At 53.2% G+C, this 25,929-nt stretch carries 25 protein-coding genes; 8 read left to right on the plus strand and 17 right to left on the minus strand.

Features of this window, described 5'->3' with window-relative positions; translation table 11 throughout:
- Nucleotides 1-3: 3 nt before the first annotated feature.
- The 4 genes from ribD to rpiB form a co-directional block, all read right to left on the minus strand.
- Entirely contained in the window at nucleotides 4-1,125 is a 1,122-nt protein-coding gene (ribD, locus tag R1T41_RS18540; RefSeq protein WP_317338475.1) for a bifunctional diaminohydroxyphosphoribosylaminopyrimidine deaminase/5-amino-6-(5-phosphoribosylamino)uracil reductase RibD, read from the minus strand.
- Nucleotides 1,125-1,598: a transcriptional regulator NrdR gene (nrdR, locus tag R1T41_RS18545; protein WP_062948773.1), complete on the minus strand. Its 474-nt coding sequence runs from the start codon at nucleotides 1,596-1,598 to the stop codon at nucleotides 1,125-1,127. Before nrdR ends, ribD begins: the two co-directional genes overlap by 1 nt.
- A 24-nt stretch (nucleotides 1,599-1,622) precedes the next feature.
- Nucleotides 1,623-2,897 (minus strand): serine hydroxymethyltransferase, encoded by a 1,275-nt coding sequence (glyA, locus tag R1T41_RS18550; protein ID WP_062958496.1) that lies wholly within the window; start codon nucleotides 2,895-2,897, stop codon nucleotides 1,623-1,625.
- A gap of 86 nt (nucleotides 2,898-2,983) precedes the next feature.
- Nucleotides 2,984-3,430 carry a ribose 5-phosphate isomerase B gene (gene rpiB / locus R1T41_RS18555; protein ID WP_062958495.1) on the minus strand — a complete coding sequence of 149 codons (447 nt, stop codon included), beginning with the start codon at nucleotides 3,428-3,430 and terminating at the stop codon, nucleotides 2,984-2,986.
- A gap of 462 nt (nucleotides 3,431-3,892) precedes the next feature.
- Here rpiB and R1T41_RS18560 point away from each other — a divergent pair, with 462 nt between their 5' ends.
- Nucleotides 3,893-4,312 (plus strand): MucR family transcriptional regulator, encoded by a 420-nt coding sequence (locus R1T41_RS18560; protein ID WP_317338479.1) that lies wholly within the window; start codon nucleotides 3,893-3,895, stop codon nucleotides 4,310-4,312.
- Between the two features lie 126 nt (nucleotides 4,313-4,438).
- Here the strand turns inward: R1T41_RS18560 and R1T41_RS18565 are convergent, their stop codons facing one another.
- The 10 genes from R1T41_RS18565 to R1T41_RS18605 all read right to left on the minus strand — a co-directional run bounded on the left by R1T41_RS18565 (nucleotide 4,439) and on the right by R1T41_RS18605 (nucleotide 14,030).
- Nucleotides 4,439-5,545: a branched-chain amino acid ABC transporter substrate-binding protein gene (locus tag R1T41_RS18565; protein WP_062948765.1), complete on the minus strand. Its 1,107-nt coding sequence runs from the start codon at nucleotides 5,543-5,545 to the stop codon at nucleotides 4,439-4,441.
- Nucleotides 5,546-5,754: 209 nt separating this feature from the next.
- Nucleotides 5,755-6,108, minus strand: a complete 354-nt coding sequence (locus R1T41_RS18570) for a DUF6867 family protein (RefSeq protein ID WP_062948763.1) — start codon at nucleotides 6,106-6,108, stop codon at nucleotides 5,755-5,757.
- A gap of 10 nt (nucleotides 6,109-6,118) precedes the next feature.
- Nucleotides 6,119-6,829 (minus strand): ABC transporter ATP-binding protein, encoded by a 711-nt coding sequence (locus R1T41_RS18575; RefSeq protein WP_007089524.1) that lies wholly within the window; start codon nucleotides 6,827-6,829, stop codon nucleotides 6,119-6,121.
- A 23-nt stretch (nucleotides 6,830-6,852) separates the two neighbouring features.
- Entirely contained in the window at nucleotides 6,853-7,704 is an 852-nt protein-coding gene (locus R1T41_RS18580) for an ABC transporter ATP-binding protein (protein WP_317338480.1), read from the minus strand.
- Nucleotides 7,701-9,221, minus strand: coding sequence for a high-affinity branched-chain amino acid ABC transporter permease LivM (livM, locus tag R1T41_RS18585; protein ID WP_062948759.1), 1,521 nt, complete (start codon nucleotides 9,219-9,221; stop codon nucleotides 7,701-7,703). Before livM ends, R1T41_RS18580 begins: the two co-directional genes overlap by 4 nt.
- Nucleotides 9,221-10,144, minus strand: coding sequence for an ABC transporter permease subunit (locus R1T41_RS18590; protein ID WP_062948757.1), 924 nt, complete (start codon nucleotides 10,142-10,144; stop codon nucleotides 9,221-9,223). The genes livM and R1T41_RS18590 overlap by 1 nt, the downstream gene beginning before the upstream one ends.
- Before the next feature lie 353 nt (nucleotides 10,145-10,497).
- Entirely contained in the window at nucleotides 10,498-10,689 is a 192-nt protein-coding gene (locus R1T41_RS21965) for a DUF6898 family protein (protein ID WP_062948755.1), read from the minus strand.
- A gap of 140 nt (nucleotides 10,690-10,829) precedes the next feature.
- Nucleotides 10,830-11,720 carry a 3-hydroxyisobutyrate dehydrogenase gene (mmsB, locus tag R1T41_RS18595; RefSeq protein ID WP_317338483.1) on the minus strand — a complete coding sequence of 297 codons (891 nt, stop codon included), beginning with the start codon at nucleotides 11,718-11,720 and terminating at the stop codon, nucleotides 10,830-10,832.
- A gap of 66 nt (nucleotides 11,721-11,786) precedes the next feature.
- The gene (locus tag R1T41_RS18600; protein WP_317338484.1) at nucleotides 11,787-12,887 is read right to left on the minus strand and encodes an enoyl-CoA hydratase/isomerase family protein; all 1,101 of its coding nucleotides are present in this window, start codon (nucleotides 12,885-12,887) and stop codon (nucleotides 11,787-11,789) included.
- 3 nt (nucleotides 12,888-12,890) lie between these two features.
- The gene (locus R1T41_RS18605; protein WP_247793393.1) at nucleotides 12,891-14,030 is read right to left on the minus strand and encodes an isobutyryl-CoA dehydrogenase; all 1,140 of its coding nucleotides are present in this window, start codon (nucleotides 14,028-14,030) and stop codon (nucleotides 12,891-12,893) included.
- A gap of 223 nt (nucleotides 14,031-14,253) precedes the next feature.
- On the opposite strand from R1T41_RS18605, the gene R1T41_RS18610 reads away from it, so the two are divergent.
- From R1T41_RS18610 to R1T41_RS18630, 5 genes are all read left to right on the plus strand, one after another.
- Nucleotides 14,254-15,543: an O-acetylhomoserine aminocarboxypropyltransferase/cysteine synthase family protein gene (locus R1T41_RS18610; RefSeq protein ID WP_062958490.1), complete on the plus strand. Its 1,290-nt coding sequence runs from the start codon at nucleotides 14,254-14,256 to the stop codon at nucleotides 15,541-15,543.
- Between the two features lie 120 nt (nucleotides 15,544-15,663).
- The gene (locus R1T41_RS18615; RefSeq protein ID WP_317338489.1) at nucleotides 15,664-16,425 is read left to right on the plus strand and encodes a DeoR/GlpR family DNA-binding transcription regulator; all 762 of its coding nucleotides are present in this window, start codon (nucleotides 15,664-15,666) and stop codon (nucleotides 16,423-16,425) included.
- A gap of 17 nt (nucleotides 16,426-16,442) precedes the next feature.
- Nucleotides 16,443-17,621, plus strand: a complete 1,179-nt coding sequence (locus R1T41_RS18620; RefSeq protein ID WP_317338491.1) for an MFS transporter — start codon at nucleotides 16,443-16,445, stop codon at nucleotides 17,619-17,621.
- Between the two features lie 79 nt (nucleotides 17,622-17,700).
- Nucleotides 17,701-18,702 (plus strand): porphobilinogen synthase, encoded by a 1,002-nt coding sequence (gene hemB / locus R1T41_RS18625; protein WP_317338492.1) that lies wholly within the window; start codon nucleotides 17,701-17,703, stop codon nucleotides 18,700-18,702.
- Nucleotides 18,703-19,252: 550 nt separating this feature from the next.
- Nucleotides 19,253-19,450 carry a hypothetical protein gene (locus tag R1T41_RS18630; protein ID WP_317338494.1) on the plus strand — a complete coding sequence of 66 codons (198 nt, stop codon included), beginning with the start codon at nucleotides 19,253-19,255 and terminating at the stop codon, nucleotides 19,448-19,450.
- A 110-nt stretch (nucleotides 19,451-19,560) separates the two neighbouring features.
- On the opposite strand, the gene R1T41_RS18635 is transcribed toward R1T41_RS18630, so the two are convergent.
- Nucleotides 19,561-20,535 carry an HAD-IIA family hydrolase gene (locus R1T41_RS18635; protein WP_297208194.1) on the minus strand — a complete coding sequence of 325 codons (975 nt, stop codon included), beginning with the start codon at nucleotides 20,533-20,535 and terminating at the stop codon, nucleotides 19,561-19,563.
- 485 nt (nucleotides 20,536-21,020) lie between these two features.
- On the opposite strand from R1T41_RS18635, the gene R1T41_RS18640 reads away from it, so the two are divergent.
- Nucleotides 21,021-21,179, plus strand: coding sequence for a DUF1127 domain-containing protein (locus R1T41_RS18640; protein WP_082242478.1), 159 nt, complete (start codon nucleotides 21,021-21,023; stop codon nucleotides 21,177-21,179).
- 105 nt (nucleotides 21,180-21,284) lie between these two features.
- Here the strand turns inward: R1T41_RS18640 and R1T41_RS18645 are convergent, their stop codons facing one another.
- Complete coding sequence (locus tag R1T41_RS18645) at nucleotides 21,285-22,799, minus strand: malonate--CoA ligase (RefSeq protein WP_411045475.1); 1,515 nt, start codon at nucleotides 22,797-22,799, stop codon at nucleotides 21,285-21,287.
- A 125-nt stretch (nucleotides 22,800-22,924) separates the two neighbouring features.
- On the minus strand, nucleotides 22,925-24,091 hold the full coding sequence (locus R1T41_RS18650; protein ID WP_114110139.1) for a type III PLP-dependent enzyme: 1,167 nt from the start codon (nucleotides 24,089-24,091) through the stop codon (nucleotides 22,925-22,927).
- A 246-nt stretch (nucleotides 24,092-24,337) separates the two neighbouring features.
- Between R1T41_RS18650 and R1T41_RS18655 the strand changes: the two genes are divergently transcribed.
- Complete coding sequence (locus R1T41_RS18655; protein WP_317338502.1) at nucleotides 24,338-25,825, plus strand: aldehyde dehydrogenase family protein; 1,488 nt, start codon at nucleotides 24,338-24,340, stop codon at nucleotides 25,823-25,825.
- The last annotated feature ends 104 nt before the right edge of the window (nucleotides 25,826-25,929 follow it).

Genomic DNA, 25,929 nt, shown 5'->3' on the forward strand with positions numbered 1-25,929 from the left:
CAATTAATCCGTTATTTTCTCATAGTTTGTCACGATATCCTTGCCTGCTGCGCGAATAGAAACGCGCCGGAACATCGATATATCTGACAGGCGATCAAAACCAAGATTCGCGATCATTGCCTTCCCATCCGCCCCTATAATGGAGGGGGCGCTGAAGTGGATAATGCGATCAACGAGATTATCCCGCACCAGACTGGCTGCAAGAATACCGCCACTTTCGACCAGCACACGGGTCACCCCCAGTTCGCCCAAACATTTCATCACGTCATTTAGGTCGAAATGACCATTTTCGCATCTGGCAGAAAGTACTTTCACACCGGTTTCTGTAAATTTTTCAGAAACTTCGCGCAAAAGTGCATCCGTTGTCACGACCCAGGTAGGAACATTATGGGCACTTGTCACCATGTCAGCCGAAAGTGGCACCTCGCCCTTGCGATCCAGGATGATGCGAACAGGTGATTGTTCGTAGCGCCCGGCGATACGGCATGTCAGGGTCGGGTTATCCGTCAAGACGGTATTTGCACCGACAAGGATCGCGTCATGATTGGCACGCAAAAGATGCCCCTGCTCGCGCGCCGCACTACCGGTTATCCATTTGCTTTCGCCTGATTTTGTTGCCGATCGACCATCCATGGTCGATGCAAGTTTTAGCGTCACCGTCGGACGCCCGGACAGAATGCGCGACAGAAAACCAGAATTAATACGACGGGCTTCGTCACCATAAAGCCCGACATCAACAATAATGCCAGCATCACGCAACATACCGTGGCCTCGCCCGGATACACGATCATCCGGGTCTTCAAGCGCACTGACAACGCGTTTAACACCGGCCTCAATCAGGCCTGCGGCACAGGGGGGCGATACGCCGAAATGGCTGCAGGGTTCAAGGGTGACATAGGCCGTCGCATTGCGGGCCTTTTCTGCAGCCTCATCCAGAGCAACACGTTCCGCATGGGGCCTTCCACCCGGCTTGGTGAAGCCGCGCCCGACAATCGTTCCCTGGAGTGAAACCAGGACACACCCGACGGACGGGTTGGGCCAGACATTTCCCAGACCGCGTTTTGACAGGCTTAGAGCGACCCGCATGAAATGCCGGTCATCATCCGAAAACGCGGGAGTTGTCATTACTCTGCGTCCGCCCCTTCTTCCCCATCATGCATGTTTTCCACGAACTGTTCGAAGTCTCGGGCTTCACGGAAGTTTTTATACACCGAAGCATACCGGACATAAGCAACCTGATCGAGTGCGATCAACGCCCCCATCACCATTTCACCGATCGTGTCGGTTGAAATGTCGCTTTCACCACTGCTTTCTAGACGACGCTGAATACCGTTAAGCGCCTTTTCGACACGCTCGTCCTCAATCGGACGTTTACGGCAGGCAAGAAAGATTGATCGCGCAAGCTTATCACGATCAAACAATTCGCGTTGCCCGTCCTTTTTCACCACCATCAATTCACGGAGCTGAACACGTTCAAACGTCGTGAAACGCGATCCACAGGCTGGGCAAAACCGGCGCCGGCGAATGGCGTGATGTTCCTCGGTCGGACGGGAGTCCTTGACCTGGGTGTCTGTATGGCCACAGAACGGGCAACGCATTGTTTTTACTCGCTCCTGAAAGGATCAGGCATAGATCGGGAAGCGTTTGCAAAGGTCTTCGACCTTGGTGCGAACAGCATTCTCGACCTGGGCATTGCCATCAGGATTATCGACAAGGGCGTCAAGCACATCACCGATCAATTCGCCGATCTGCTTGAATTCCTCAACACCAAAACCGCGCGTGGTGCCTGCCGGCGTACCCAAACGAACGCCCGAGGTAATGGTAGGCTTTTCGGTGTCAAACGGGATGCCGTTCTTGTTGCAGGTGATCCCTGCACGCTCAAGTGCGACTTCCGCGTTATTGCCCTTAAGCCCCTTGGGACGCAGGTCGACCAGCATCAGGTGCGTATCGGTGCCGCCGGTTACGATATCGAAACCGCGCTTTACCAGAACTTCGGCCAAGGCCTTGGCATTGTCGACAACCTGCTGGGCGTATTCCTTGAATTCCGGACGCAATGCTTCGCCAAAAGCAACTGCCTTGGCCGCGATGACATGCATCAACGGGCCACCCTGCAGGCCGGGGAAGACCGCCGAATTGATCTTTTTGCCGATTTCAACATTGTTCGACAGGATCATGCCGCCGCGCGGACCGCGAAGGGTTTTATGCGTGGTGGTGGTGACAACGTCTGCATAAGGAAGCGGGCTCGGATGAACGCCACCGGCAACCAGACCAGCAAAGTGCGCCATATCAACCATCAGCAGCGCACCAACCTTGTCCGCAATTTCGCGGAAACGCTTGAAATCAATCTGGCGCGGAATAGCCGAGCCACCAGCGATGATCAGGGTCGGCTTATGTTCGACTGCAAGGGCTTCAACCTGATCATAATCAAGGGTCAGGTCGTCTTCACGTACGCCATACTGAATGGCATTGAACCATTTCCCCGAAAGCGCAGGACGTGCGCCATGGGTCAGATGGCCACCTGCATCAAGTGACATGCCGAGAATGGTATCACCGGGTTTGCAAAGCGCCAGCATGACAGCACCGTTTGCCTGTGCGCCCGAATGCGGCTGAACGTTGACGAATTCGCAACCGAACAGTTCTTTGGCACGATTGATTGCAAGTTCCTCGGCAACGTCAACAAACTCGCAGCCACCATAGTAACGGCGTGAAGGGTAACCTTCGGCATATTTGTTGGTCAGAACCGTTCCCTGTGCCTCGATCACGGCCTTGGAAACAATATTCTCGGAGGCGATCATTTCGATCTGGTTCTGCTGACGATCCAGTTCGTCAGTTACTGATTTGAACAGGGCCGGATCTGCTTCTGACAAGCTGGTAGAGAAAAAGCCTTTGAACGACATTATGGGGCCTCTCGATACAATGTGGCGGGACCGAACGCAGCAAAGTTCGAAACCCGTACCGGGTTATTGCCAGGTGGCGAAAGAAATCAATCAGGAAGTGACGACAGTTTTTCGACACGACGTCCGTGTCGACCGCCTTCAAATTCAGTCGTTACGAATGCGTTGACGCAATCGAGTGCCGTCGCATCGCCAAGCAGGCGCGCGCCAAGGCACAGAACATTGGCGTTGTTGTGTTGACGGCACAGTTCGGCTGACAGTCGGTCATGCACCAAAGCGGCACGGATTTGCGGATAACGGTTGGCAGCAATGCTCATGCCAATCCCGGAGCCGCAGACAAGGATGCCGCTCGCCGCATCGCCATTGATAATCGATTTTGCAACTGCCTGCGCATAATCCGGATAATCGACCGATGCCGATCCGTCAGCACCGAGATCAATCACTTCCCAGCCATTATCGGCAAGCGATTTGATAATTTGGGATTTGAGTTCAACACCACCGTGATCGGCAGCGATGGCAATGGTCTTGGCTGTCATATGTGAGCCCTTGGTAAATACGTCAAACAGTAATTTGGAGCGCCTTTTAGCACATAGCTTCGTAACTGCCAACGGACAGCGGCCTTTGTGCTTAAAGTTTTAGATAGACAACTTTTGAGTGTTAACCCAACAAGGCTACTACACTTAAGGAAAGACGTTCACACCAGTTACGTTAGAAACAGGTCAATTAAAGAAAAATAATGATATATATACCTTGATATATAGAGCCCTACACACTCCAGATCAAAATCGATGTAACAAAACATGCATCCTTCGTTCAAATCAAACCGAATTGTCTATTTTTTGGTCTCAGATGCGACTTCTTTGCCATCCATCCTAGTTTTATCCTGTTTAAAAAATTTAAGTAGAATTGACATATTGAATAACAGTCTTGTTTGACTATATCTTCGAAATAATGCAGAAAGCATTGTCTATTCGTAATGACGAAGGAATTATTTCAAGATGACCGATGCTGAAAACAGCGTTCTGGACCGCGACGAACTGCTACAGATGACTGTTGATATCGTTTCTGCTTATGTCAGCAACAATGCAATTGCATCTGCACAGATTCCCGAATTGATTTCGACGATTTTCAATTCGCTTGACGATTTGCGTGAAGTCGAAACCATTGAAGAAGAAGAGCCGTTGAAACCGGCGGTTCCAATCCGCAAATCGATTGGCGATGATTACATCATTTGCCTTGAAGACGGCAAAAAGCTCAAAATGCTCAAGCGCCATCTTCGGACAACCTATAACTTGACCCCGGAAGAATACCGGGCGAAATGGGGCCTGCCGTCAGATTATCCGATGGTTGCACCGAACTATGCCAAACAGCGTTCGCAGTTTGCCAAGAAAATCGGTCTGGGTCGCAAGGCGAAGTAAACGCCTGCCCTTTTGATCTTAAAGAAAAAGCGTCTTCGGGATTATCTGAAGACGCTTTTCTTCTATCCGGCAAGCAACAAAAAAGCCCGGCATAATGCCGGGCTTTCTGCCGATCAGAATATCTGATTAGTTGGCGTAATCGTAGCCACCGTCTTTCCATTCATAGAAGACGTAACCCGGTGCAGCAACATCGCCTTTGGCATCGAAGGAAATCGAACCAAGAACGGTGTCGAATGCATCGCCGCTGTGCAGAGCTTCGATAACAGCTTCAGAGTCGGTGGTACCGGCTTTTTCAACTGCCTGTGCCCAAGCCTGAACCGCACCATAGGTGTAAAGGGTGTAACCTTCCGGCTTGTAACCCTGACCTTCGAAGTATTTTACGAGTTCAGCGTTGCGCGGGTCTTTTTCAAGCGCCGGACCGGCGGTGAAAAGCGTGCCCGCACCGGCATCGCCAGTGATCGACCAATATTCGAGCGAGTTAAGAGCATCACCCGAAATCGCAACAGTTTCCAGACCCTGGCTGCGCATCTGACGAACGATCAGACCAAGTTCGGTGTGATAACCGCCGTAATAAAGGACATCAACGCCTTCGGATTTCAGCTTGGTCACCAGAGCCGAGTAATCTTTCTCGCCCGGGGTGATGGCTTCGTACATGACTTCTTCAACGCCAGCAGCGTTCAGGTTTTTCTTGGTCTCGTCAGCAAGACCTTTGGAATAAGCCTGTTTGTCATGAACGATGGCGATTTTCTTGTCGCCATAGTTTTCAGCAAGATATTTGCCTGCAACTTCGCCCTGTTGATCGTCGCGACCGCAAACACGGAAAACGTTATCCATGTCACGTTCGGTCAGCTGCGGGTTGGTCGAAGCCGGGGAAATCTGCACGATGCCTTCTTCGAAGTAAACTTCAGAAGCCGGGATCGATGAGCCCGAGCAGAAGTGACCAGCGACAAGGGCAACACCCTTGCTGACGAGCTGGTTTGCAACAGCAACAGCCTGTTTCGGATCGCAAGCATCATCACCGATTTCGAGAACGACTTTTTCGCCGTTAACGCCACCGGCAGCATTGAGGTCTGCAACCGCTTTCTGGGCACCCTGGGTCATCTGTTCGCCAAAGGCGGCGTACGGGCCGGTCATCGGACCAACGGTCGCGATAACAATGTCTGCTTTTGCTGCACCCATCGAGAGGACAAGCGCGGAAGCAGTTGCCAGAAGGCCGAGCTTGGTTTTCGACATAAGAGAAGTCTCCCTGTTCCAAAGGTTGGTCCCGTCACCATGACAGAACCATCTTTTTCGGACCCTAAACCGGCTCGTTTTTTTGTCGATTACCGGTTTCGGCTCCCTGTACTTTAACACCCCAGAATTGGTGTGCAATAGTACTAAACACTGCATTGCCAATAATTTAGCAATGCGACGGTGACGGCGAACCGTCACCGTCGAAAAGTTCAGACGTCCGCTCCTTCGCGTGCACGGAAACCGAACGGTCCCATACGCTCGTAAAGCCACGGATACTGTGACAGCATCTTGTTGACCCGTGTAACACGGAAGGCAGCTGCCATGATCACAAACAGGATAACCGTATCGAAGATATATCCTGAAAACGAAAGCAACTCGCCTTCAAATAGAGCAAAGGTCATGAAGCGGTCAGTTGCCCCCAGCAATAACGCGTAGGGGTAAAGCTGGTAAAACGGTCGCCACGTGTTGGCAATCGCCTGCCCTGTCATGAACGCGCAGAACCCCATCAGGATGACGGTCATTCCGATCGTGACACCAATGCTGGTACCTGTAATCGCTTCCATATCCGTCCTCCTAGTGACCACCCTCGAGATAAGCTGCCCGAACTTCCGGATTTGCCAGAAGTTCTGCACCAGTACCCGAGAGAGTGATGTTGCCATTGACCATCACGTAACCGCGATGGGCAAGTTTGAGTGCGTGAAACGCATTCTGCTCGACCAGGAAAACCGTTACTTTCTTCTCGCGATTGATCTTCTTGATCGTCTCGAAAATCTGTTTCACGACAAGCGGCGCAATCCCGAGAGACGGTTCGTCCAGTAAAAGCAGGCGCGGACGTCCCATAAGGGCACGACCGATTGCCAGCATCTGCTGTTCGCCGCCGGACATCGTGCCGGCACGCTGGTTGATGCGTTCCTTTAGACGCGGGAACAGATCAAACACCATTTCCAGATCCTCTTCGAAATATTTCGGATCTTGGGTGCTTGCCCCCATCTGCAGGTTTTCATAAACCGACATGCGCGGGAAAATCCGGCGCCCTTCGGGGGATTGCTGAATACCAAGACGACAAATCTCATGCGTTGGCATGCGACTGATATCCTGGCCTTCGAACAGAATACGCCCCTTGGACGCCTGCGGTGATCCGCAGCATGTCATAAGCAAGGTTGTCTTGCCGGCACCATTGGCACCGATCAATGTGACGATCTCGCCTTCGTTGACTTCCATATCAATGCCCTTGAGGGCTTCGATATTGCCATAGAAGGTGTGAACACCTTCAATCTTCAGCATGGACATATCGATCTGCTCCCTCGCTACGCATTCGGATCAAGATGAAGGTCGGCAGCGACTTCCGGCGGCAGTTCATCGTCTTCTTCCTCGCCGAGGTAAGCACGAATAACAGCCGGATCGTTTTTGACTTCGTCAGGATTGCCGTCAGCAATCTTTTTACCGTAATCAAGCACGATCACATGATCGGAAATCTTCATGACGACGCTCATGTCATGTTCGATCAGCAAAAGGCCGATCCCCTGATCGTCACGGATGCTTTGCAACAGAACGTTGAGCTCCGCAAACTCACGAGGGTTAAGACCCGCTGCCGGCTCGTCGAGACACAGCAAGGAAGGATTGACGCACATCGCACGCGCAATCTCGAGACGACGCTGGGAACCATAAGGCAGGTTACCGGCATTCCAGTCAGCCTGCTCATACAGACCAACTTTGTTCAGCCAGAACTTGGCTGTCTCAAGTGCTTCTTTCTCGGCACTGGTATAGCGACCGAAATTGAAAAGCCCCGCCAGCGAAAAGGCGGATGCCTCCATAAGCTGGTTATGCTGCGCGACAATCAGGTTTTCCAGAACGGTCATGCCCGTAAACAGACGAATATTCTGGAAAGTACGTGCAACGCCGTTGTTGCGCGGAATACGGAAACCTTCCATACGCTCCAACAAGCGCGGTCCGTCATTAGCATAAAGCGTCAGACGTCCCTCGGTCGGAACATAGAACCCGGTAAGACAGTTGAAAACCGTGGTTTTCCCTGCCCCGTTCGGGCCGATAATTGCCGTAATCTCGCGCTTTCTTGCGGTGAACGAAAGATCGTCAATGGCGACCAGACCGCCAAAGCGCATGGTGAGATGTTCGACTTCAAGCTGTACGTTGTCGGTCATTTGACTTCTCCGGCAACTTTTTCTTTCTTGCTCATATTCAGCAGAATGGTCGGGTCACGGAAAGACAGAAGACCGCGCGGACGCCACAACATGATGGCAACCATACCAGCCCCGAAAATCAGCATGCGATATTCGGCCAGTTCACGGAACATTTCCGGGAAACCAATCATCACAATCGCGGCAAGAACCACCCCGATCTGACTGCCCATACCACCCAGAACAACGATGGCAAGGATCACGGCAGATTCGAGGAAGGTAAAGCTTTCCGGGCTGATGAAGCCCTGACGGGTGGCAAAGAATGCGCCGGCAAAACCGCCAAACATTGCGCCGATGGCAAATGCTGACAGCTTGGTGTTTGTCGGGTTGATACCCAGCGAACGGCAGGCAATTTCATCCTCACGCAACGCTTCCCATGCACGACCGATCGGAAGTTTGCGCAGTCGTACGGTGACAAACGCAGTCACCAGTGCCAGCACAAGGATCAGATAATACAGGAAAATCAGGCGATGCATCGTCGAATAGTCCAGACCGAACAATTCGTTGAAGCCCATCACCCCTTCCGGCAAGCGTCGATCAAACTCGGCGAACCCAAAGAAACTCGGCCGTTCGATCGAAGAAATGCCGTCTGGCCCCCCGGTCAGATCATACCAGTTGATCAGAACAACACGGATGATCTCGCCAAATCCAAGGGTAACAATCGCAAGATAGTCCCCGCGCAGTCGTAGCACAGGGAAGCCCAGGATGATCCCGAAGCTTGCGGCGAAAATGCCAGCCAATGGCAGACAAAGCCAGAAGCTGAGATCAAAATGCTGCGACAGAAGTGCGTAGGAATAGGCACCGACCGCGTAGAACGCAACGTAGCCAAGGTCAAGCAGCCCCGCCAGACCAACCACGATGTTCAAGCCCCAACCCAGCATGATGTAGATCATGACAAGGGTTGCAAGATCGATCGCCGAACGGTTTTCACCAAACAGGAACGGGAAGATGATGAAGAATACAATCCCCAGCGCCCCGATCTTTTTGGTGTTGGTCCGGTAAGCCAACTGGATTTTGGCGGACAGCTTTGATCCGCTTTCTTCCTCTTCGGCAGTTGCCTTTTTCATGCTGAAATAGGCGATTGCAAAGACGATGGCGATAAACGCAATGGCCAGAACGATACTGGTTACACTGCTAAACGCCATATCAATGAAAACAGGGGAAGCCCAGCGGTCATCCATATCGCGGAAGCGGACAAACATTTCGAAGACTGCGACAGCTGCCACAGTAATCAGGATAGCCTGTCCGACACGCGAAATATTTTCGCGGCGAATGATCAACGCCAGTCGGCCGATGATGGTCGATATGATCGCGGTGATAACAAGATCCCAGCGAACGGCCAGTTCAAGTCCGGTTGGACGGTCAACTGTCTCAACACCCAGGATCATGACTGACATCAGCAGTGCAATGACGGCAAAGAACGCAAGTTCCTTAACAATCTCTGCACCGGAAATCCGTGAAGAAGTAATAAGAGCGGACATCAGACTTTCTCGACCTCCGGCTTACCAAGCAGACCCCACGGACGGAAAATCAGCACAAGAACCAGAATACCGAACGTTGCAACGTCCTTGTATTCGATTGTGAGATAGCCCGACCAGAACGCTTCGATCAAACCAATCAGCAAACCGCCAAGCATCGCGCCCGGAAGTGAGCCGATCCCGCCCAGAACGGCTGCAGTGAAGGCCTTAACACCGGCAAGGAAGCCGATATAGAAGTCGATCACGCCGTAATACAGGGTCACCATCATGCCAGCGACCGCTGCAAGGGCTGCACCCATGACGAAGGTCGTGGAGATCGTACGATCAACGTTGACACCAAGAAGGCCTGCCATCGTGCGATCCTGCTCACAGGCGCGCTGGGCGCGACCGAGCGAGGTTTTCGCAATCAGCGTCGAGAACACAACCATTAGCACGAAGGTCAGAACAATAATGACGATCTGCATATAGCTGAGCTGAACGTTGAAATTCGGGCTTTCCATCAGAGTGATGCCGCCCTCGATCAGTGGCTGCATCGGCTTCACGCGGGCCCCCTGAGAAATCTGAACGAAGTTCTGCAGGAAGATCGACATGCCGATGGCCGAAATCAGCGCTGCAAGACGGAATGATCCGCGCAGCGGCCTGTATGCAATCCGTTCAACGCCCCACCCGTAGATAGAGGTGAGTACCATTGACACAAACAGCATCAAAAGAAGTGTAAGCGGAAGTATACCGCTAATCCCTGCTGCCTGACAGATCAGGAACGTGATCAGGGAATGAAACGCGCCCAGCATATAGATTTCGCCGTGCGCGAAGTTGATCATACCGATGATGCCGTAAACCATCGTATAGCCGATGGCGATCAAACCGTAGATGGCTCCCAGCGTCAGACCGTTGATCAATTGTTGTAAGAAATAAGCCCAATCCATTGCACAACCTTAGATTTGGCACAGACAAACGAGGTCTTCGACCGACTGGCTGAAGGTGCAAAACAAGATACAGCTGTATTGATTGGATGAGACCAAGTCTCCCCATTGCCCCCTAGCAAACCTCCGAAGCCTCCGTCTTTTTGTTATCGGGTTTTCCCCGGTTCTAGCTTTTGGGCACGACCATTCTTATTGTGGTTCATTATCCAAAAGCGCGATTAGAGTGCAAACCTTAGACACATGAGGTCGAAGGCTGCAAGCGGCTTTGATAAATTGGTCAAAAACACCAAATCGTATTTCATTCTTAGAATAAAACACCAACGCCACCGAATGCATCGCTCTTTATATTGTATACTTTATCCCTTATTGAGGACGTATTCAAGTTTTTGTACTGCGACGCGCTTGAGTTGCTCCGGATTCCTCGAAACCGGACCGGCAACTGTCACCTCGATTCCCGTTTTTCCGTCAATTGCCGTACACCGCAGATAGTTTCCAACCTGTCTCAATTCGAAATAGATTTCACGCGGGGCATTGTTTCTTGTTGTCATTCGTCAATCCGGGAATTTCTGTATCGGTGCCTTGACCGCTAGCCAGCACAAATCTACCACTAATGCGGGCCACGGTATTCATAAAAAAACAGGCCCGGCAAATACCGGGCCTGCATACCATACCTCATAATGCCGTAACGTTACTTGTCGCCGTCCAGCATTTTAACAATCGCCGAGAAATCCATCCCGCCATTCCCGCTATTTGAATAAAGCGCATACAGGCTTTCGGCCAACGCCCCCATTGGTGTTGTCGCACCAGACGATGCCGCGGCCTGCTGTGCAAGCTTCAGGTCTTTGAGCATCATGTCCACAGCAAATCCCGGCTGATAATCGCGATTTGCCGGCGACGTCGGAACCGGCCCCGGTACGGGACAATAACTCGTCAGGGACCAGCACTGACCAGATGCTTTTGACGAAATATCAAACAGCTTCTGCGCGTCCAGCCCCAGACGCTTGGCAAGCATAAAGGCTTCGGATACCGCAATCATGCTGACGCCAAGCACCATGTTGTTGCAAATCTTTGCCGCCTGCCCGGCCCCGCTGGTGCCAGCATGAATGATATTACTGCCCATTCCTTCAAGAACCGGTTTCGCGCGATCAAAATCACCATCATCGCCGCCGACCATGAATGTCAGTGTTCCGGCGGTCGCCCCTGCAACCCCACCAGAGATCGGCGCGTCAACGGCACCAAGACCTTTGGCCTTCGCCAGCTCGGCCGCTTTGCGCGCAGCATCAACTTCGATGGTGGAGCTATCAATCAAAAGAGTGCCCGCCTTGGCATTGGCAATCACGCCATCTGGCCCGTCATAAACCGATAGCACGTGTTTGCCAGCAGGAAGAACCGTGACAACGAACTCGACATCCTTTGCCGCGTCGGCAACCGTTGATGCCTTGGTTGCACCTTCTGTAACCGCCTTGCTCACCGCGGCCTCGGACAAATCAAAAACCTTCACCGCGTGTCCGGCCTTGATCAGGTTGGCCGCCATCGGCCCACCCATATTTCCCAGACCGATGAAACCGATTTTCGCCATTTGGAGTCTCCTCTGATTTCTCGATGATCGAGATTCTATTTTGATTTCTGTCAGTTACAGAACCAGTCAGAACTGCAACTTCAACTCTTTATCTTCAGGTAAAAGGTCAAAATATGCCGCCACATCGCGTGGATCGACCTGCCCAATATCGGCGTGTTGCCATTTCGGACTGTGATCCTTGTCAACAATCACCGCACGGACACCTTCGAACAGATCGGGCATACGAACGGTGCGCTGTGACAAACGGAATTCCATCGCCAGATCCTGCTCCAGCGTCATGTCGCGTCCCTGGCGGATCTGTTCGAACGTCACGCAAACGGCAATTGGCGATTTGCTTCGCAGTATTTTGGCCGTTTCTTTGGCAAAATCAGTCGAAGACGCATCAAGTGCGGCAAAAATATCTGCCACCGTATCGGCACCAAACAGCTTGTCGATCTCGGTGCGTAGGGTATTCAGAAGCCCCTCTTCACCTTTTACATGATGATCATCCAGAACTTTCTTCACCGCTGCAAACGGATCATTCCCGCCTTCTATGGCCGACAGATCCGACTTCAGCGCGGCAATATTTTCGCTATTCACATTATGGGTTGCCAAGTCGGCATAAAGGCAATCTGCCGCCTTGATCCGGGCTCCTGTCAGACCAAGATACAGGCCGATCTGCCCCGGGCAGCGGGACAGAAAATATCCGCCCCCGACATCGGGGAAAAACCCGATCCCGGTTTCCGGCATGGCAAACAATGTGCGTTCCGTCACCACCCGGAAATGCCCATGCACCGAAACCCCGACTCCCCCGCCCATCGTAATGCCATTCATCAAGGCAATATAAGGCTTGGGATATGTGGCAATGTAATTATTCAGGTAGTATTCCCGCCGATAGAAAGCATCAAGCAGCGCATCGTCATCACGTTTTCGCGCGTCATAAAGTCCGCGAATGTCGCCACCGGCACAAAAGGCCTTTTCACCTGCCCCTTCGATCACGATTGCAACAACCGTCGCATCGTTTTCCCATTCACGAAGTTTGGCTGTGATCGCATCAACCATCGGCAGATCAAGCGCATTCAATGCCTTGGGCCGGTTTAACAGGATATGACCGATGGCCCCGTCTTTCGAGAAAACAACGGATGCCTCATTGCCATGCGATGGACTTGTCGCGTTTTCGCTACTCATAAATCAATCCTTTAACGCGGCACGTGAGATGATCAGGCGCATGATTTCGTTGGTGCCTTCCAAAATCTGGTGAACCCGAAGATCGCGCAGAAGTCTCTCAATCGGATATTCGCGGATATAGCCATATCCACCGTGAAGCTGCAGCGCTTCATTACAGACCCTGAACCCGATATCCGTTCCGAAACGTTTCGCCATTGCGCAAAACTGTGTTGCATCCGGTGCCTTGTTGTCCAGTTTCCAGGCTGCTTTGTGCAACATCAACCGTGCCGCCTCAAGCTCGGTCACCATGTCAGCATATTTGAACTGCAATGCCTGAAACTGATCGAGTGTCTTGCCAAACTGCTTGCGGACCCTCATGTGATCGCGCGCATGATCCATCGCGGCACGTGCGCCGCCAATAGAACAGGCCGAGATATTAAGCCGTCCGCCATCAAGCCCCATCATGGCGAATTTGAAGCCCTCGCCTTCGTCGCCCAACCGGTTTTCGACCGGAACTTTGCAGTTGCTGAAAATGACGGCGGATGTCGGCTGGCTGTTCCAGCCCATTTTTTCTTCCAGCTTGCCAAATGACAGGCCTTCGGCATCCTTCGGGATGATAAAGGTCGAAATGCCCTTCGGACTGTCATCACCGGTGCGCGCCATGACGATATAAACGTCACTGCGCGACCCGCCGGAAATGAATGCCTTTTCGCCATTCAGGATATAGTGATCTCCTTCGCGAACAGCACGGGTGCGAAGTGCCCCTGCATCCGATCCTGCCCCCGGCTCTGTCAGGCAATAACTGGCGAAATGTTCCATGGTGACAAGTTTCGGAAGATATTTCTGGCGCTGATCTTCATTCCCGAAACGGTCAATCATCCAGCACGCCATGTTGTGGATCGAGATATAGGCTGCCGTTGACGGACATGCGCTTGCCAGTTCTTCGAAAATCACCGCGGCATCCAGGCGGCCAAGGCCCGATCCCCCGACATCTTCGCGCGTATATATGGCGGCAAAGCCAAGTTCGGCCGCCTTGCGAAGGGTTTCTTCGGGGAAAATGTGGTTTGCATCCCACTCGCCCGCATAGGGTGCCATTTCGTTTTGCGCGAAATCGCGGGCTGCCTGTGCAAATGCCTGTTGGTCTTCAGACAGGTTGAATTCCATTGGATCGCCGCCTCTGAATGTTTTGGTATTTTCCCTTTACGTAAACGTGAATTCGGACCTTTGTCAATTCATTCGGTATAATAGTACCGAATTATGTGAATGTATTCTGATCGGGTTTTCTCATTCCATCATTTGCGGATTTTTCATCCATCTTCTTGTCGCCATGGCGCGAATATGCGTTACTTCCGCAAAATCAATACAACCTATAATCAGGGGAAACGACATGACAGGATCATCCAAACCGGAAACCATCGTTTTACATGCTGGATATCGTGCTGACCCGGCCACCGGCTCGGTTGCGGTACCGTTATATCAAACGACCAGTTATCAGTTCCGCGATACACAGCATGCGGCTGATCTCTTTGCCCTCAAGGAGCTCGGCAATATATACACCCGCCTGATGAACCCGACCAATGATGTGCTGGAACAGCGCATTACAGCCCTTGAGGGCGGTGCCGCGGCGGTTGCCGTCGGCTCCGGTCAGGCGGCATCAACTTTTTCCGTGCTTAACATCGCCCAGGCTGGCGACAATATCGTCAGTTCGACGGATTTATATGGCGGCACATGGAACCTGTTTGCCAATACGTTCAAACAGATGGGAATCGAGGTACGCTTTGCCGATCCTTCCGACCCGGAAAACTTCCGACGCCTGACGGATGATAAAACGCGCGCCTATTACGCCGAAACCCTGCCTAATCCCAAGCTTCATGTTTTCCCCATCCGCGAGGTGGCCGATATTGGCGACGAGCTGGGTGTTCCGTTGATTATGGACAATACCGCCGCGCCGGTGTTGTGCCGCCCCATCGATCATGGCGCGACCATTGTCATGTATTCGACCACCAAATTTATCGCCGGGCACGGTACATCTGTTGGCGGGATTGTTGTCGATTCCGGCAGATTTGACTGGGAAAAACATGCAAAACGCTTCCCGTTGCTGAACGAACCGGACCCCAGCTATCACGGTGCGGTCTGGACGCAGGCCGTCAAACCGATTGGTCCGGTCGCCTATGCGATCAAGCTGCGCTGCACATTGCTGCGTGATGTTGGTGCGGCCGCCTCGCCATTTAACTCGTTCCAGACCATCCAGGGTATGGAAACACTGCCGCTGCGTATGGAACGCCATTGCGAAAACAGCGCCAAGGTCGCCGATTTCCTGTCCACACATCCAAAGGTCACCAAGGTGATCTATCCCGGCAAACAGGATGGTGAAAGCCGCCGCCGTGCCGATACTTACCTTAAGGGCGGATATGGATCGCTTATGGGGTTTGAGCTTGCGGGCGGCAAGGAAGCCGGCGAGAAATTCATCAACAGTCTTGGCCTGTTTTATCATGTTGCCAATATCGGCGACACCAGATCGCTTGCCATTCATCCGGCCACGACCACGCACAGCCAGCTTTCCGAACAGGATCGTATTTCATCTGGCGTGACGGACGGTTATGTCCGCCTGTCGATTGGTATCGAACATATCGATGACATTCTTGCCGATCTGAAACAGGCACTCGATAAAGCCTGAGCCATCACATCGTTGAATCTGAAACCGGTCCTGTTTGCACGGGGCCGGTTTTTTATTGACCATTTTTCCGATCAAAGGTAAACGCGCATTATCGGCAAAACATGCAAAACAGGGAAATCGATGTCGAGTGTCAATTCGCGCCAGCGTGAAATCGAAAAACTCCTTCACAGCCAGGGCACAGTTCATATTCATGACCTGTCTGCTCTTTTTCATGCATCCTTGGACACCATTCGACGCGACCTGCGCCAGATGGAAGATGCCGGAAGTCTCAGGCGTATTCACGGGGGCGCTACGTTACCAAGTACTGCCCGCGAAGGGTTTCATGACCGGGCACAGGATTTAAAACCGGAACGCTCCGAAATCGCGCGCAAGGTCGCCCATGACCTTGTCCCGGATCATGGTGTGGTCTTTTTTGATAGTGGAACGACGATTTATGAAGTCGCCCGGCATTTGAAACCGTCATTTTCCGGCACCGTGATCACGGTCAATCCCCTGATTGCGGTTGAACTGGCCAATCATCCGAATGCGAACATCATCATGATTGGCGGGATGGTTCTGAAACGTGATCTGGCGATCTGTGGACCGACGGCCATTGATGAAATACGCAACTATAATGCCGATCTTGTGCTGCTGGGCACCTGCGCCCTTCACCCCGAACTGGGTTTGACCACCAGCACAGCCGAAGAGCGCGCCACCAAGGCGGCCATGCTGGCACAATCTGCCGAAGCGATTGCTGTCACGACTGCAGACAAACTCGAAACCAGCATGCCATTCAGGGTCTGTGACCTTGATGCGATTTCGCATCTGGTGACAGGCAGGAAGCTGTCGAGCGGATATCTGAACAACTATACCGAACGCGGGATCAATGTGATCCTCGCCTGACGGAGGCCGAGCCCCAAATGCCTATCTCCAACCAGATTGCCCACAACCGGATCCGTGTCATTTTCTTTTTGCATGGTGCCGCCTTTTCAAGCTGGGTCCCGCATATTCCGCTGGTGCAGGAACGCCTTGGCTTTGGTCATGATGACCTTGGCGCCATCTTGCTGGCTGCCGCGGTTGGTGTGCTTGCCGTCATGCCAGTTGCCGGTCGGCTTTCGGACAAATTTGGCAGCGAACGCGTCGCACGCTATTCCGGGGTGGCTTATTTCATTGCCGTGGGCATTCCCGTCTTCATGCCAAGCTTCATGTCGATTGCGATTGCCATGTTCGCACTTGGCTTTTTTGGCGCGTTCCTTGACATATCGATGAATGCCAATGGCCTGAATGTTGAACGGGCCAAGAAACGCAGCGTCATGTCCGGCCTGCACGGTTTCTGGAGCCTTGGAGGCTTTGCCGGTGCCGGAACGACTGCGGCATGGTTTGCCCTGCCCTTGCCGGTTGAATGGCACCTTCCCGTCATGCTGACCCTATTTCTGATTTTGCATCTGATCCTTCAGCGTCAATTGCTGCCTGATGCAGCCGTTCCCCATCCCGCCCCAACGCATGAAGGATCATCTGCCAAACAGCGCGCGATGTTTCTGACCCTGCTGCCATTTGGGGCCTGTGCCTTCATCGGCCAGTTTGGCGAAGGCGTGATTACCGACTGGGCGACGGTTCTGATGAATACGGAACTCAATTCCGGTCCGACGATGGCCGCCGTGGGTTTTGCCTGCTATTCGGCGACCATGGCCATCACGCGCCTTTCGGGGGACTGGCTGGTTACGAAATTTGGCCGCCCGCAAATCCTGCTGTCCAGTTCGGCATGTGCGTCTTTTGGCCTGTTTGTTCTGGCACTTGCGCCACATTACGTCGTTGCCTGGATCGGGTGTGCCATCGCCGGAATTGGGTTGGCCGTCATCCTGCCGCTTCTGATTTCTGCGGCGGCGGAGGCAAGTGGCAGAAGCGGCGGTGCCGTCGTTTCAACCATTGCGGCAACCGGTTACACCGCCCTGATGGCCGGGCCACCGGTTATTGGGGCGATTGGTCAACAGCTTGGACTGGTTACGGCTTTTGTCCTGACAGCAAGTTTTCTGGCCTTGATCATACCGGTTTATATGCTGACCATGCGTAAACGCCTTTATCGCGCCAGCAATAGTTGATCCGCCGTCAATTCTGTCCCATAAATTGTCACCTCATTTCTGAATTCAGAATGCCGCCCCACTGACAAGAGAACAGATCATGGCCAAAACAGTCACCTATGGCACTTTCCCGCGCACCCGCCTTCGCCGTACCCGCATGAGCGACTGGTCGCGTCGCATGGTGGCGGAAACCCGATTGACCGCACATGATCTGATCCTGCCGGTATTTGTGATTGACGGCAAAAATGAACGGACACCGATCCCGTCGATGCCCGGTGTCGAACGACAAAGCGTTGACGTGCTTGTTGAAACGGCAAAACATGCCGAAAAGCTTGGCATCCCTGCCCTTGCGCTTTTCCCGAATATTGATGCCAGCCTCAAAACCAAGGACGCGCGCGAAGCATATAATCCCGACAACGTGGTTTGCCGCGCGACAAAGGCGATCAAAGACGCCTGCCCCAATCTTGGTGTCATCACCGACGTTGCCCTTGATCCGTTCAATGCGGATGGTCAGGACGGGATCGTGATTAACGGTGAAATCCTTAATGACGAAACGACCGAGGCCCTTGTGCGCCAGGCACTGGTTCAGGCACAGGCCGGATGCGATGTCGTCGCCCCGTCCGACATGATGGATGGCCGTATCGGTGCCATTCGTGATGTTCTGGAATCCGAAGGGCTTAAAAAGGTCCAGATCATGGCCTATGCGGCAAAGTACGCATCGTCCTTCTACGGCCCGTTCCGCGATGCAATTGGATCGGCTTCGGCCCTAGGCAAGGCGGACAAGAAAACATACCAGCTTGACCCCGCCAATAGCAGCGAAGCGATGCGCGAAGTCGCCTATGATCTCGAAGAAGGTGCTGACTCCGTCATCGTCAAACCCGGCCTGCCATATCTTGATGTTCTGTATCGGGTGCGTGAAGAATTTGGCGTCCCTGTTTTCGCCTATCAGGTGTCAGGTGAATACGCCATGCTGCGTGCTGCGGCCCAGAACGGTTGGCTTGATTACCTTGGCTGCGCCATTGAAACGCTGTCCTGTTTCAAACGTGCCGGCGCGTCAGGAATTCTGACATACAGTGCAATTGACGTTGCCGAGGCCATTTAACAAGGGAACTTTTTTCCGCTTTTCTGCAAAAAGTTCTTGATTTGTTCTTTTTGTTGTGACATAAAGATAAAGTCAACAGGACAAATGGGCCCGGAGACAAAACCCGCAAAGCGTAATTCGCTTTTGCGGGTTTTTGCGTTTCGGGCGGCAAAACTGGAATGGGATGATGATGGAGCAGCGATGTGATCGTCTGAAAGGACGACGGCGGTATCGCCAAAGGGGCATCACTGGCGCATGGAAAAGTCATTACGGCGGTGATGCGTGCGGGCCGTAAGGCCGCCGGAAATTACGAAAACTGTGGTTTATCATGACGGGAGAGACGTGTCCTTGGGGCAAGGGTGTTTGTTCGGGGCAGCGAGAGCCGGGCTGAGGTCAGCCCATCCCGCCGCTACCCAACCGGTCGGTGAAGTCTGGCAATGCCGAGGATCAGCAGGCCCGAATTGCGTCTGCACTGGATCGGCTGGCTGAATTGATAGGCTTGGCGATGGGGCCGACGGTGCATTCGGCGATGCCGAAAGGCTAGTCATCGATGGCGGGAGGTGTGCCTGCCGTGCGACAAAGCTGTTGCCCGTGGGGTGAGGTGCGTTTTGGCGCAACCGAGAGCGACGGGCGTTTGTCCGGGGTGCGGTTCTTCCGGTCGGTGGCGTTTGCCGATGCAACGGGCAGCGGGATTGGCTGGATTGGTTTGTCGGTTGATCAAAATCGTCATTCCGGGCGCAGCGCCGACCCGGAATCCATGCCCTGTTGAAAGAGGCTGGATTCCCGCCGTTGCGGGAATGACGATCAGGTCGGGAGTATCTTGTCAGCGGCCCGAGGCCCGTTTGGCAGGCCGTTCTTACCGGGGCGTTTTATCCGTTATCAGGCACAGCAGGCTTCGCTTTTGGCACCTGACACGTCAATGCCATGACCAATCGCACGCGCGCAAAAATGCGGACGCAAACCCGACTTTTCAAACAGGCTTTCGATATCGTCCTGGCCGTCAAGGAATCCCCCCTGATGCACAAGAAGTGTCTTGATGCCTGCCGCCAGCCCACCCAGCACATCGGTATGGATCGTATCACCCACCATCAGAACACGGTCCCGACTGATATCGGGATGACGACGCAGGACTTCATCAAACACATGGCCATAGGGCTTGCCAACGCAATCCGGTATTACATTGCAACGATCCGCTGCCTTATGGGCGAAATATCCGGACTCAACGGACAGGAATGCCCCCATCGGCGCGCAGATATCGGGATTACCGACCAGAATGGGGCGCGGATTGGCCGCAAGGCTTTCTTCCAGATGATTCTGCTGGATATCGGACCAGTTTTCAGAATCAATAAGAACAAAACCGTCAACCGCATCATAAAGTGCGCGATCCGCACCAAGCGGTTCCACCCTGCCCGGCAGGATATCAAATGGCCAATGGACCGGTGCCATTGCCCCCCAATGGGACAGATCCCTGTAGGTTTCCATCATCGGGGCGACGAATTGCTGGCTGCTGATCAGGTTTGTCGTATTGAAATCAAACCCGCGCCCACGATGCCGTGCGAGGATTGCCTCGGCTGAACTCGATGCATCATTGGTGACAACGGCAAGTTTCTTTCCCGATTTCTGAAGGGCGGCCACCGTTTCGACCGCGCCGGGAATGGCTTGCGGCCCGCTATTGAGCACACCGAAAGCATCAAACACGATCAGATCAAATTGATCCGCGATTTCCAGAAGGTTTCCAACATACTGTGTTTTCGCAGGAACAGATGCCGGATCAACCTGCGGCAAACGCGGGGCATATTGCAGATAAGCTGCAATTGCCTGCTCAAAGCTGAGCTTCGGGCGGTTGATACTCATCTGTCCGTGTCTCCTGTCCGATAGAAAGCCATCCGTGAATTCGCCTGAAGGCATTAATCCGGATATGTTCATATGAAAATCGCGATTGCTGTTGTAGCGGTTCCGCCCTCAATTGGAAAGCTATTGGTAATTTAATTAGCTATGCACTGAAAACATAGCAATAAACAACGAAGCAAATCTGTATTATGACGTTATTTAAGCGTTTTCGTTGCAAAAACATGACTTTCTGCGCTTTCCAGTCGCCAGCCATGCAAAAAATGCATTGGATTTCACAATCAACCGGGCGTAGTTTGCATTCACGAAATAAAAACGATGTATCGACTGGTTGATGCGAAAAAATGCAGATGATCATTCGGTACATATTAAGCAGACCGACACGTCAAACCAGTTAACTATTCCTTGATGGAATATCTTCGGTGAGCACATGCCGGTTATCTGAATGACAGCGCCAATTTGAAATTGGCCGGTTTGAAATAGGTGATGAAATGATCGTAACCAAGATTTTTGCTTTCCTGCGCGCCCTTCGTGTTCAGTACCAGACCCAGACTGCGCTCCGTAAACTTGATGCACGTGAGCTGGCAGATATCGGCCTGAACCGTGACATGATTGATGATGTCGCACATCGCGTTGCTTTCGGTCGCTAAGCCAGACCGTAGCCGTCCAAAAGAAAAGCCCCGGCATTGATTGCCGGGGCTTTTCTTGTTTTCGGGATAATGCGCTGACAGGGCAAGCTGTCCCCTCTCCCCGTTCTAGTTGGCAAATAGCGCGCTATAATCCTCGCGCAGGATATTCTTCTGTACTTTTCCCATCGCATTGCGTGGAAGCTCGGACACGAAGAAAACGCGCTTGGGCACTTTGAAATTGGCAAGCTGTCCCTTGATCGCATTCACCACATCGTCTTCGGACAATTTATCGCTACTGCGGACGATGACGGCGACAACCGCTTCGCCGAAATCCGGATGCGCGACACCGGTCACGGCACTTTCGACAACACCATCCATCTTGTCGATGACCGTTTCGATTTCTTTGGGGTAAACGTTAAACCCGCCGGAAATCACAAGATCCTTGGCGCGACCAACGATATGGACATATCCCTTGGCATCGATTTTCGCGATGTCACCGGTAATGAAGAACCCGTCTTCGCGGAATTCCTCGGCCGTCTTTTCCGGCATTTGCCAGTATCCGGCAAAAACGTTTGGGCCTCGTGCCTCCAGCACACCGATCTCGTCGGTTCCAAGCACGTTACCCTTTTCGTCACAGACCCGGACTTCCACATCTGGTAGGGCCGGGCCGACCGTATGCACGATCCGCTCGCCATTGAGCGGATTGGACGTTGCCATTCCCATTTCAGTCATGCCGTAACGTTCCAGCAGCGCCTTGCCGGTCCGTTCCCTGAAGGCGACAAATGTTTCTGGCAACAAGGGTGCCGATCCTGAAATGAACAGCCGCATACCCGATGTCACATCGGCATTGAAATCATCACCAGATAACAGCCGGACATAGAATGTCGGTACCCCCATCATGACGGTACTGCGCGGAAGCAGCGCCATGACCTGATCGCGGTCGAACTTCGGCAGGAAGAACATTTTCGATCCCGACAGCATCACGCAATGACACGCAATGAAAAGCCCGTGCGTATGGAAAATCGGAAGCGCGTGCAAAAGAACGTCGTCCGGACCAAAGCCCCAAAGCTTTTCCAGGGTCGCGGCATTTGACCACAAATTGGTCTGGGTCATCATGGCTCCCTTTGGCTTGCCCGTCGTGCCAGAGGTATAGAGAATGGCGGCAAGTTCATCATCAGCACAGGCAACCGGGGCAAATTCGGCAGGGAAATCCGCCGCCTGACTGATCAGCGTCCCCTCGCCCGACGTGCCAAGTGTTAAAACCTTTTCAACGCGCTGTGCGTCGGCAATTGCCGTTACCTCGTCTTCGCGATGCGGCTGGCAGACAAAAATGACCGGTGCCGCGTTCCCCATGAAATAGGCAAGTTCGCCTGCCTGATATGCGGTATTCAGCGGCAGATAGACCAGACCTGCGCGGATACAGCCCAGATAAAGGAACAAAGCTTCGGGTGATTTATCGACCTGAACCGCGACGCGATCACCTTTTTTGGCGCCAAGGACCGTCAAAAGCCCGGCAATACGTGCGGATGCCGCATCGGCATCGCCGTAGCTGTATGTTGTGCCCCCTGCCGTTTCGATCAGGACCTTGGACAGGTCGGATGGAAATCGGCTTTGTATGCGCATGAAAAGGCTGTTGGTCACGGCGTATCTTCCCTGTTTTCGGATCTTGTACCGGGCATTCATGCTGCCCGTGTCATAACGGGCAGCATAGTGCACACAAGAATATCCGCAAACAAGTACTGTTTTACCGCTATGGCCGGTTGTGATCAGCCGACCTGCGGAAATTCGCCATCAATGAACGGGAATGTTTCGCCAACCGTCACCAGCAATTCCGGGTAAAAACCGTTGAAATGGGTGGCCAGTGCGTTGCTGTAAGCACCGATATGACCAAATTCGATCCAGTCCCCTTCGCGGATGTCCGCAGGCAGGGTCACCGTTGCCGGAAGCACATCCATATTATCGCAGGTCGGGCCATAGATCGTGAAATCAAGGGTATCATCTTCGTTGAAATCGCCACCAATTCGCATCGGCCGGACCGGGAAACGCAACTGCCCGGTAACAGCTTCGGAAAGGCTGCCATATACACCGTCATTGATGAAGAGCTGATCTTCCTTGCGCAGATGTACCTGCGTGATAAGTGACACGCCACTCGACACCAGCGCCCGGCCCGGTTCGCACATAAAGGTGGTATCGGGCAGGCCAAGCCAGCGGATGCAATCCTTGATTTCCTCCATGAAGACCTCAAGCCCCGGTGCGCGCTGGTTCATATATTGGCCGGGGAACCCGCCACCAACATCGATATAACGAACTTTGACCCCGGAAAAATCGACAACCTGCCGGATCAGTTCGACGGCAATGCGATACCCGTTGGGCGTCGTGCATTGCGAACCGACATGGAAACAAAGCCCGGCGGCATAGCCGTATCCATCAACTTTCTTCAAAAGTTCCGATGCCGTCATCGGACGTGCGCCGAATTTTGCCGAAAGGTTATAGGCCGCCCCGGCCGGCGGGGTTGCCAGGCGGACATGAATGACCAGATCGGTCTCGCCGTCGGTTTCGGCGCGGACTTTTTCCAGTTCATCCTCGGTATCGATCACGTAATGCTTCACGCCGAAAACGCGGTGCGCACTGCGAATGGCGTCCCGGCTTTTGACCGGATGCATGAAATAGACATTCATGCCCGGAAACTGGCGGCGGACAAGGGCAATTTCCTCGGGCGATGCGGTATCGAAATGGCGAACACCGCCTTCGTGCAGGTAGCGCATGATTTCCGGATGCGGATTACATTTGACCGCATAAAGGACATTGCCCGGGAACATCTCGACAAACCGTTTGGCCGATTCACGCAGGATGTCGGGGCGCAGGCAGTAAACCGGATAAGAAGGCTTAAGTTCACGGACAACATCAAACGTCGTGTCGAAATGGCGCGGCATGGGTATCCCCTTGTCCTTACGGAATTGTATCTGTGGCGCATTCTCAATCGGGAATGCCGCCCGCGTTTAATTAGGGTCATGACTCTAACCCTATCAATCCTGCTCCTGACTGTCATGCCTAACATGGTGAAAGGACCTTGCCTTTCCGGTATCGGATCGATAAATTGGTAAAACAATACCAAATAACCACTTATTTCGCTGCTCAGTCAGAAAACGGGCGCGCAGCTATATGACAGGGAGCCTGAAATGTCTATCGAACCCGTGCTTGATCCCCATAAACTGGTTAAGGAACTCGATCGCCGTCACCTGATCGACGGGGAACTTGTGCCTGCCAAAAATGGCAAGAATTTCGACGTCCTGAACCCGGCAACCGGCAAGGTTATTGCGCAGGCTGCCGAAGGTGATGCCGATGACGTCGATTTCGCGGTTTCGGTTGCAAAGAAGGCCCAGAAGGATTGGGCCAACCGCCCTGCCCGCGAACGCGGCAAGCTGGTGGCGGAATGCGGACGTATCCTGACCCAGCATGTTGAGGAACTCGGCCGTCTGGTCGCGCTTGAATCAGGCAAGGCCCTGCGTACCGAAAGCCGGGTCGAGGCATCGGTTCTTGCCGACATGTTCACCTTCTTTGGCGGCCTTGCCTCGGAACTGAAGGGTGAAACCATTCCGTTCAATCCGAACATGATGACCCTGACGACACGTGAACCGGTTGGCGTTGTCGGTGCGATCATTCCCTGGAACGTGCCGCTGCTTCTGATGGCGATCAAGGTTGCCCCGGCATTGGTCGCAGGCAACACCGTCGTCGTTAAATCGGCAGAAGACACCCCCTTTACCGTCCTTCGCGTCTGCCAGATCATGCAGCAGGTCCTGCCAAAGGGTGTTCTGAATATCCTTTCCGGCTTTGGTCCGGGATGCGGCGGTCCGCTGGTTGCGCACAAGGATGTCAAAAAGGTATCCTTTACCGGATCGGTCGAAACCGGTCGCACGGTTTACCGCGCGGCGGCCGAAAAACTGATCCCGGTCACGCTGGAACTGGGGGGTAAATCCCCGATGATCGTGATGGGTGATGCCGATCTGGATAAGGCCATCGCAGGGGCCATTGGCGGCATGCGCTTTACCCGTCAGGGCCAGAGCTGCACGGCGTCGTCGCGCATTCTGGTTCATGAAAGCCTGCATGACGAGTTTGTCAGCCGCCTTCTGGCCAAGGTCAACACCCTTAAAATGGGTGATCCGCTGGACGAGGAAACCGATATCGGCACCATCATCAACCGCAAACAGCGTGACAAGGTGTGCGGTTATATCGAGATCGGCGAACAGGAAGGTGCGACCAAAAATGAACTCAGCGCCCTTCCGACCGATCCGGCACTTACAGACGGCATGTTTGTCCGTCCGGTCGTCTTTACCAACGTCAAGCCCGATGCCCGGATTGCCCGCGAAGAAATCTTTGGCCCCGTCGCCTGCGTGTTCAGGTTCAAAACCTTTGACGAGGCAATCGAGCTTGCCAATGACAGCGACTTTGGCCTTGCCGCAACCGTCTGGACCAAGGACCTCAAAACCGCACTGACAGCAACCAAACGGCTTGAAGCGGGCTTTGTTCAGGTCAACCAGAACCTTGTCGTTCAGCCCAACCTGTCATATGGCGGCGTCAAGCTTTCGGGTCTTGGCAAGGAAGCATCGCTTGAAAGCATGCTTGAACATTTCACGCACAAGAAAACCATCATCATGAATATGGAATAACCCTGCCCGCGTTCCCAAACCGGCCGGGTTGCAACATTTGCAACCCGGCTTTTTTGTTTGCAAACTTGACCTTGCGCGCCTAATCCGCAAAGCTGCATCACGAT

It is taken from the genome of Thalassospira lucentensis (assembly GCF_032921865.1).
In the GTDB taxonomy this organism is placed as follows: Bacteria; Pseudomonadota; Alphaproteobacteria; order Rhodospirillales; family Thalassospiraceae; genus Thalassospira; species Thalassospira lucentensis_A.

Bases quoted from the DNA above. Each gene is read 5' to 3' on its own strand.
- R1T41_RS18635 (WP_297208194.1), bottom strand. From the start codon at position 20,535: ATGAGTATCAACCGCCCGAAGCTCAGCTTTGAGCAGGCAATTGCAGCT.
- nrdR (WP_062948773.1), bottom strand. From the start codon at position 1,598: ATGCGTTGCCCGTTCTGTGGCCATACAGACACCCAGGTCAAGGACTCC.
- rpiB (WP_062958495.1), bottom strand. From the start codon at position 3,430: ATGACAGCCAAGACCATTGCCATCGCTGCCGATCACGGTGGTGTTGAA.
- R1T41_RS18650 (WP_114110139.1), bottom strand. From the start codon at position 24,091: ATGCCGCGCCATTTCGACACGACGTTTGATGTTGTCCGTGAACTTAAG.
- glyA (WP_062958496.1), bottom strand. From the start codon at position 2,897: ATGTCGTTCAAAGGCTTTTTCTCTACCAGCTTGTCAGAAGCAGATCCG.
- R1T41_RS18560 (WP_317338479.1), top strand. From the start codon at position 3,893: ATGACCGATGCTGAAAACAGCGTTCTGGACCGCGACGAACTGCTACAG.
- R1T41_RS18610 (WP_062958490.1), top strand. From the start codon at position 14,254: ATGACAGGATCATCCAAACCGGAAACCATCGTTTTACATGCTGGATAT.
- livM (WP_062948759.1), bottom strand. From the start codon at position 9,221: ATGTCCGCTCTTATTACTTCTTCACGGATTTCCGGTGCAGAGATTGTT.
- R1T41_RS18620 (WP_317338491.1), top strand. From the start codon at position 16,443: ATGCCTATCTCCAACCAGATTGCCCACAACCGGATCCGTGTCATTTTC.
- R1T41_RS18575 (WP_007089524.1), bottom strand. From the start codon at position 6,829: ATGCTGAAGATTGAAGGTGTTCACACCTTCTATGGCAATATCGAAGCC.
- ribD (WP_317338475.1), bottom strand. From the start codon at position 1,125: ATGACAACTCCCGCGTTTTCGGATGATGACCGGCATTTCATGCGGGTC.
- R1T41_RS18590 (WP_062948757.1), bottom strand. From the start codon at position 10,144: ATGGATTGGGCTTATTTCTTACAACAATTGATCAACGGTCTGACGCTG.
- R1T41_RS18605 (WP_247793393.1), bottom strand. From the start codon at position 14,030: ATGGAATTCAACCTGTCTGAAGACCAACAGGCATTTGCACAGGCAGCC.
- R1T41_RS18600 (WP_317338484.1), bottom strand. From the start codon at position 12,887: ATGAGTAGCGAAAACGCGACAAGTCCATCGCATGGCAATGAGGCATCC.
- R1T41_RS18655 (WP_317338502.1), top strand. From the start codon at position 24,338: ATGTCTATCGAACCCGTGCTTGATCCCCATAAACTGGTTAAGGAACTC.
- R1T41_RS18565 (WP_062948765.1), bottom strand. From the start codon at position 5,545: ATGTCGAAAACCAAGCTCGGCCTTCTGGCAACTGCTTCCGCGCTTGTC.
- R1T41_RS21965 (WP_062948755.1), bottom strand. From the start codon at position 10,689: ATGACAACAAGAAACAATGCCCCGCGTGAAATCTATTTCGAATTGAGA.
- R1T41_RS18615 (WP_317338489.1), top strand. From the start codon at position 15,664: ATGTCGAGTGTCAATTCGCGCCAGCGTGAAATCGAAAAACTCCTTCAC.
- R1T41_RS18570 (WP_062948763.1), bottom strand. From the start codon at position 6,108: ATGGAAGCGATTACAGGTACCAGCATTGGTGTCACGATCGGAATGACC.
- R1T41_RS18640 (WP_082242478.1), top strand. From the start codon at position 21,021: ATGATCGTAACCAAGATTTTTGCTTTCCTGCGCGCCCTTCGTGTTCAG.
- mmsB (WP_317338483.1), bottom strand. From the start codon at position 11,720: ATGGCGAAAATCGGTTTCATCGGTCTGGGAAATATGGGTGGGCCGATG.
- hemB (WP_317338492.1), top strand. From the start codon at position 17,701: ATGGCCAAAACAGTCACCTATGGCACTTTCCCGCGCACCCGCCTTCGC.
- R1T41_RS18580 (WP_317338480.1), bottom strand. From the start codon at position 7,704: ATGACCGACAACGTACAGCTTGAAGTCGAACATCTCACCATGCGCTTT.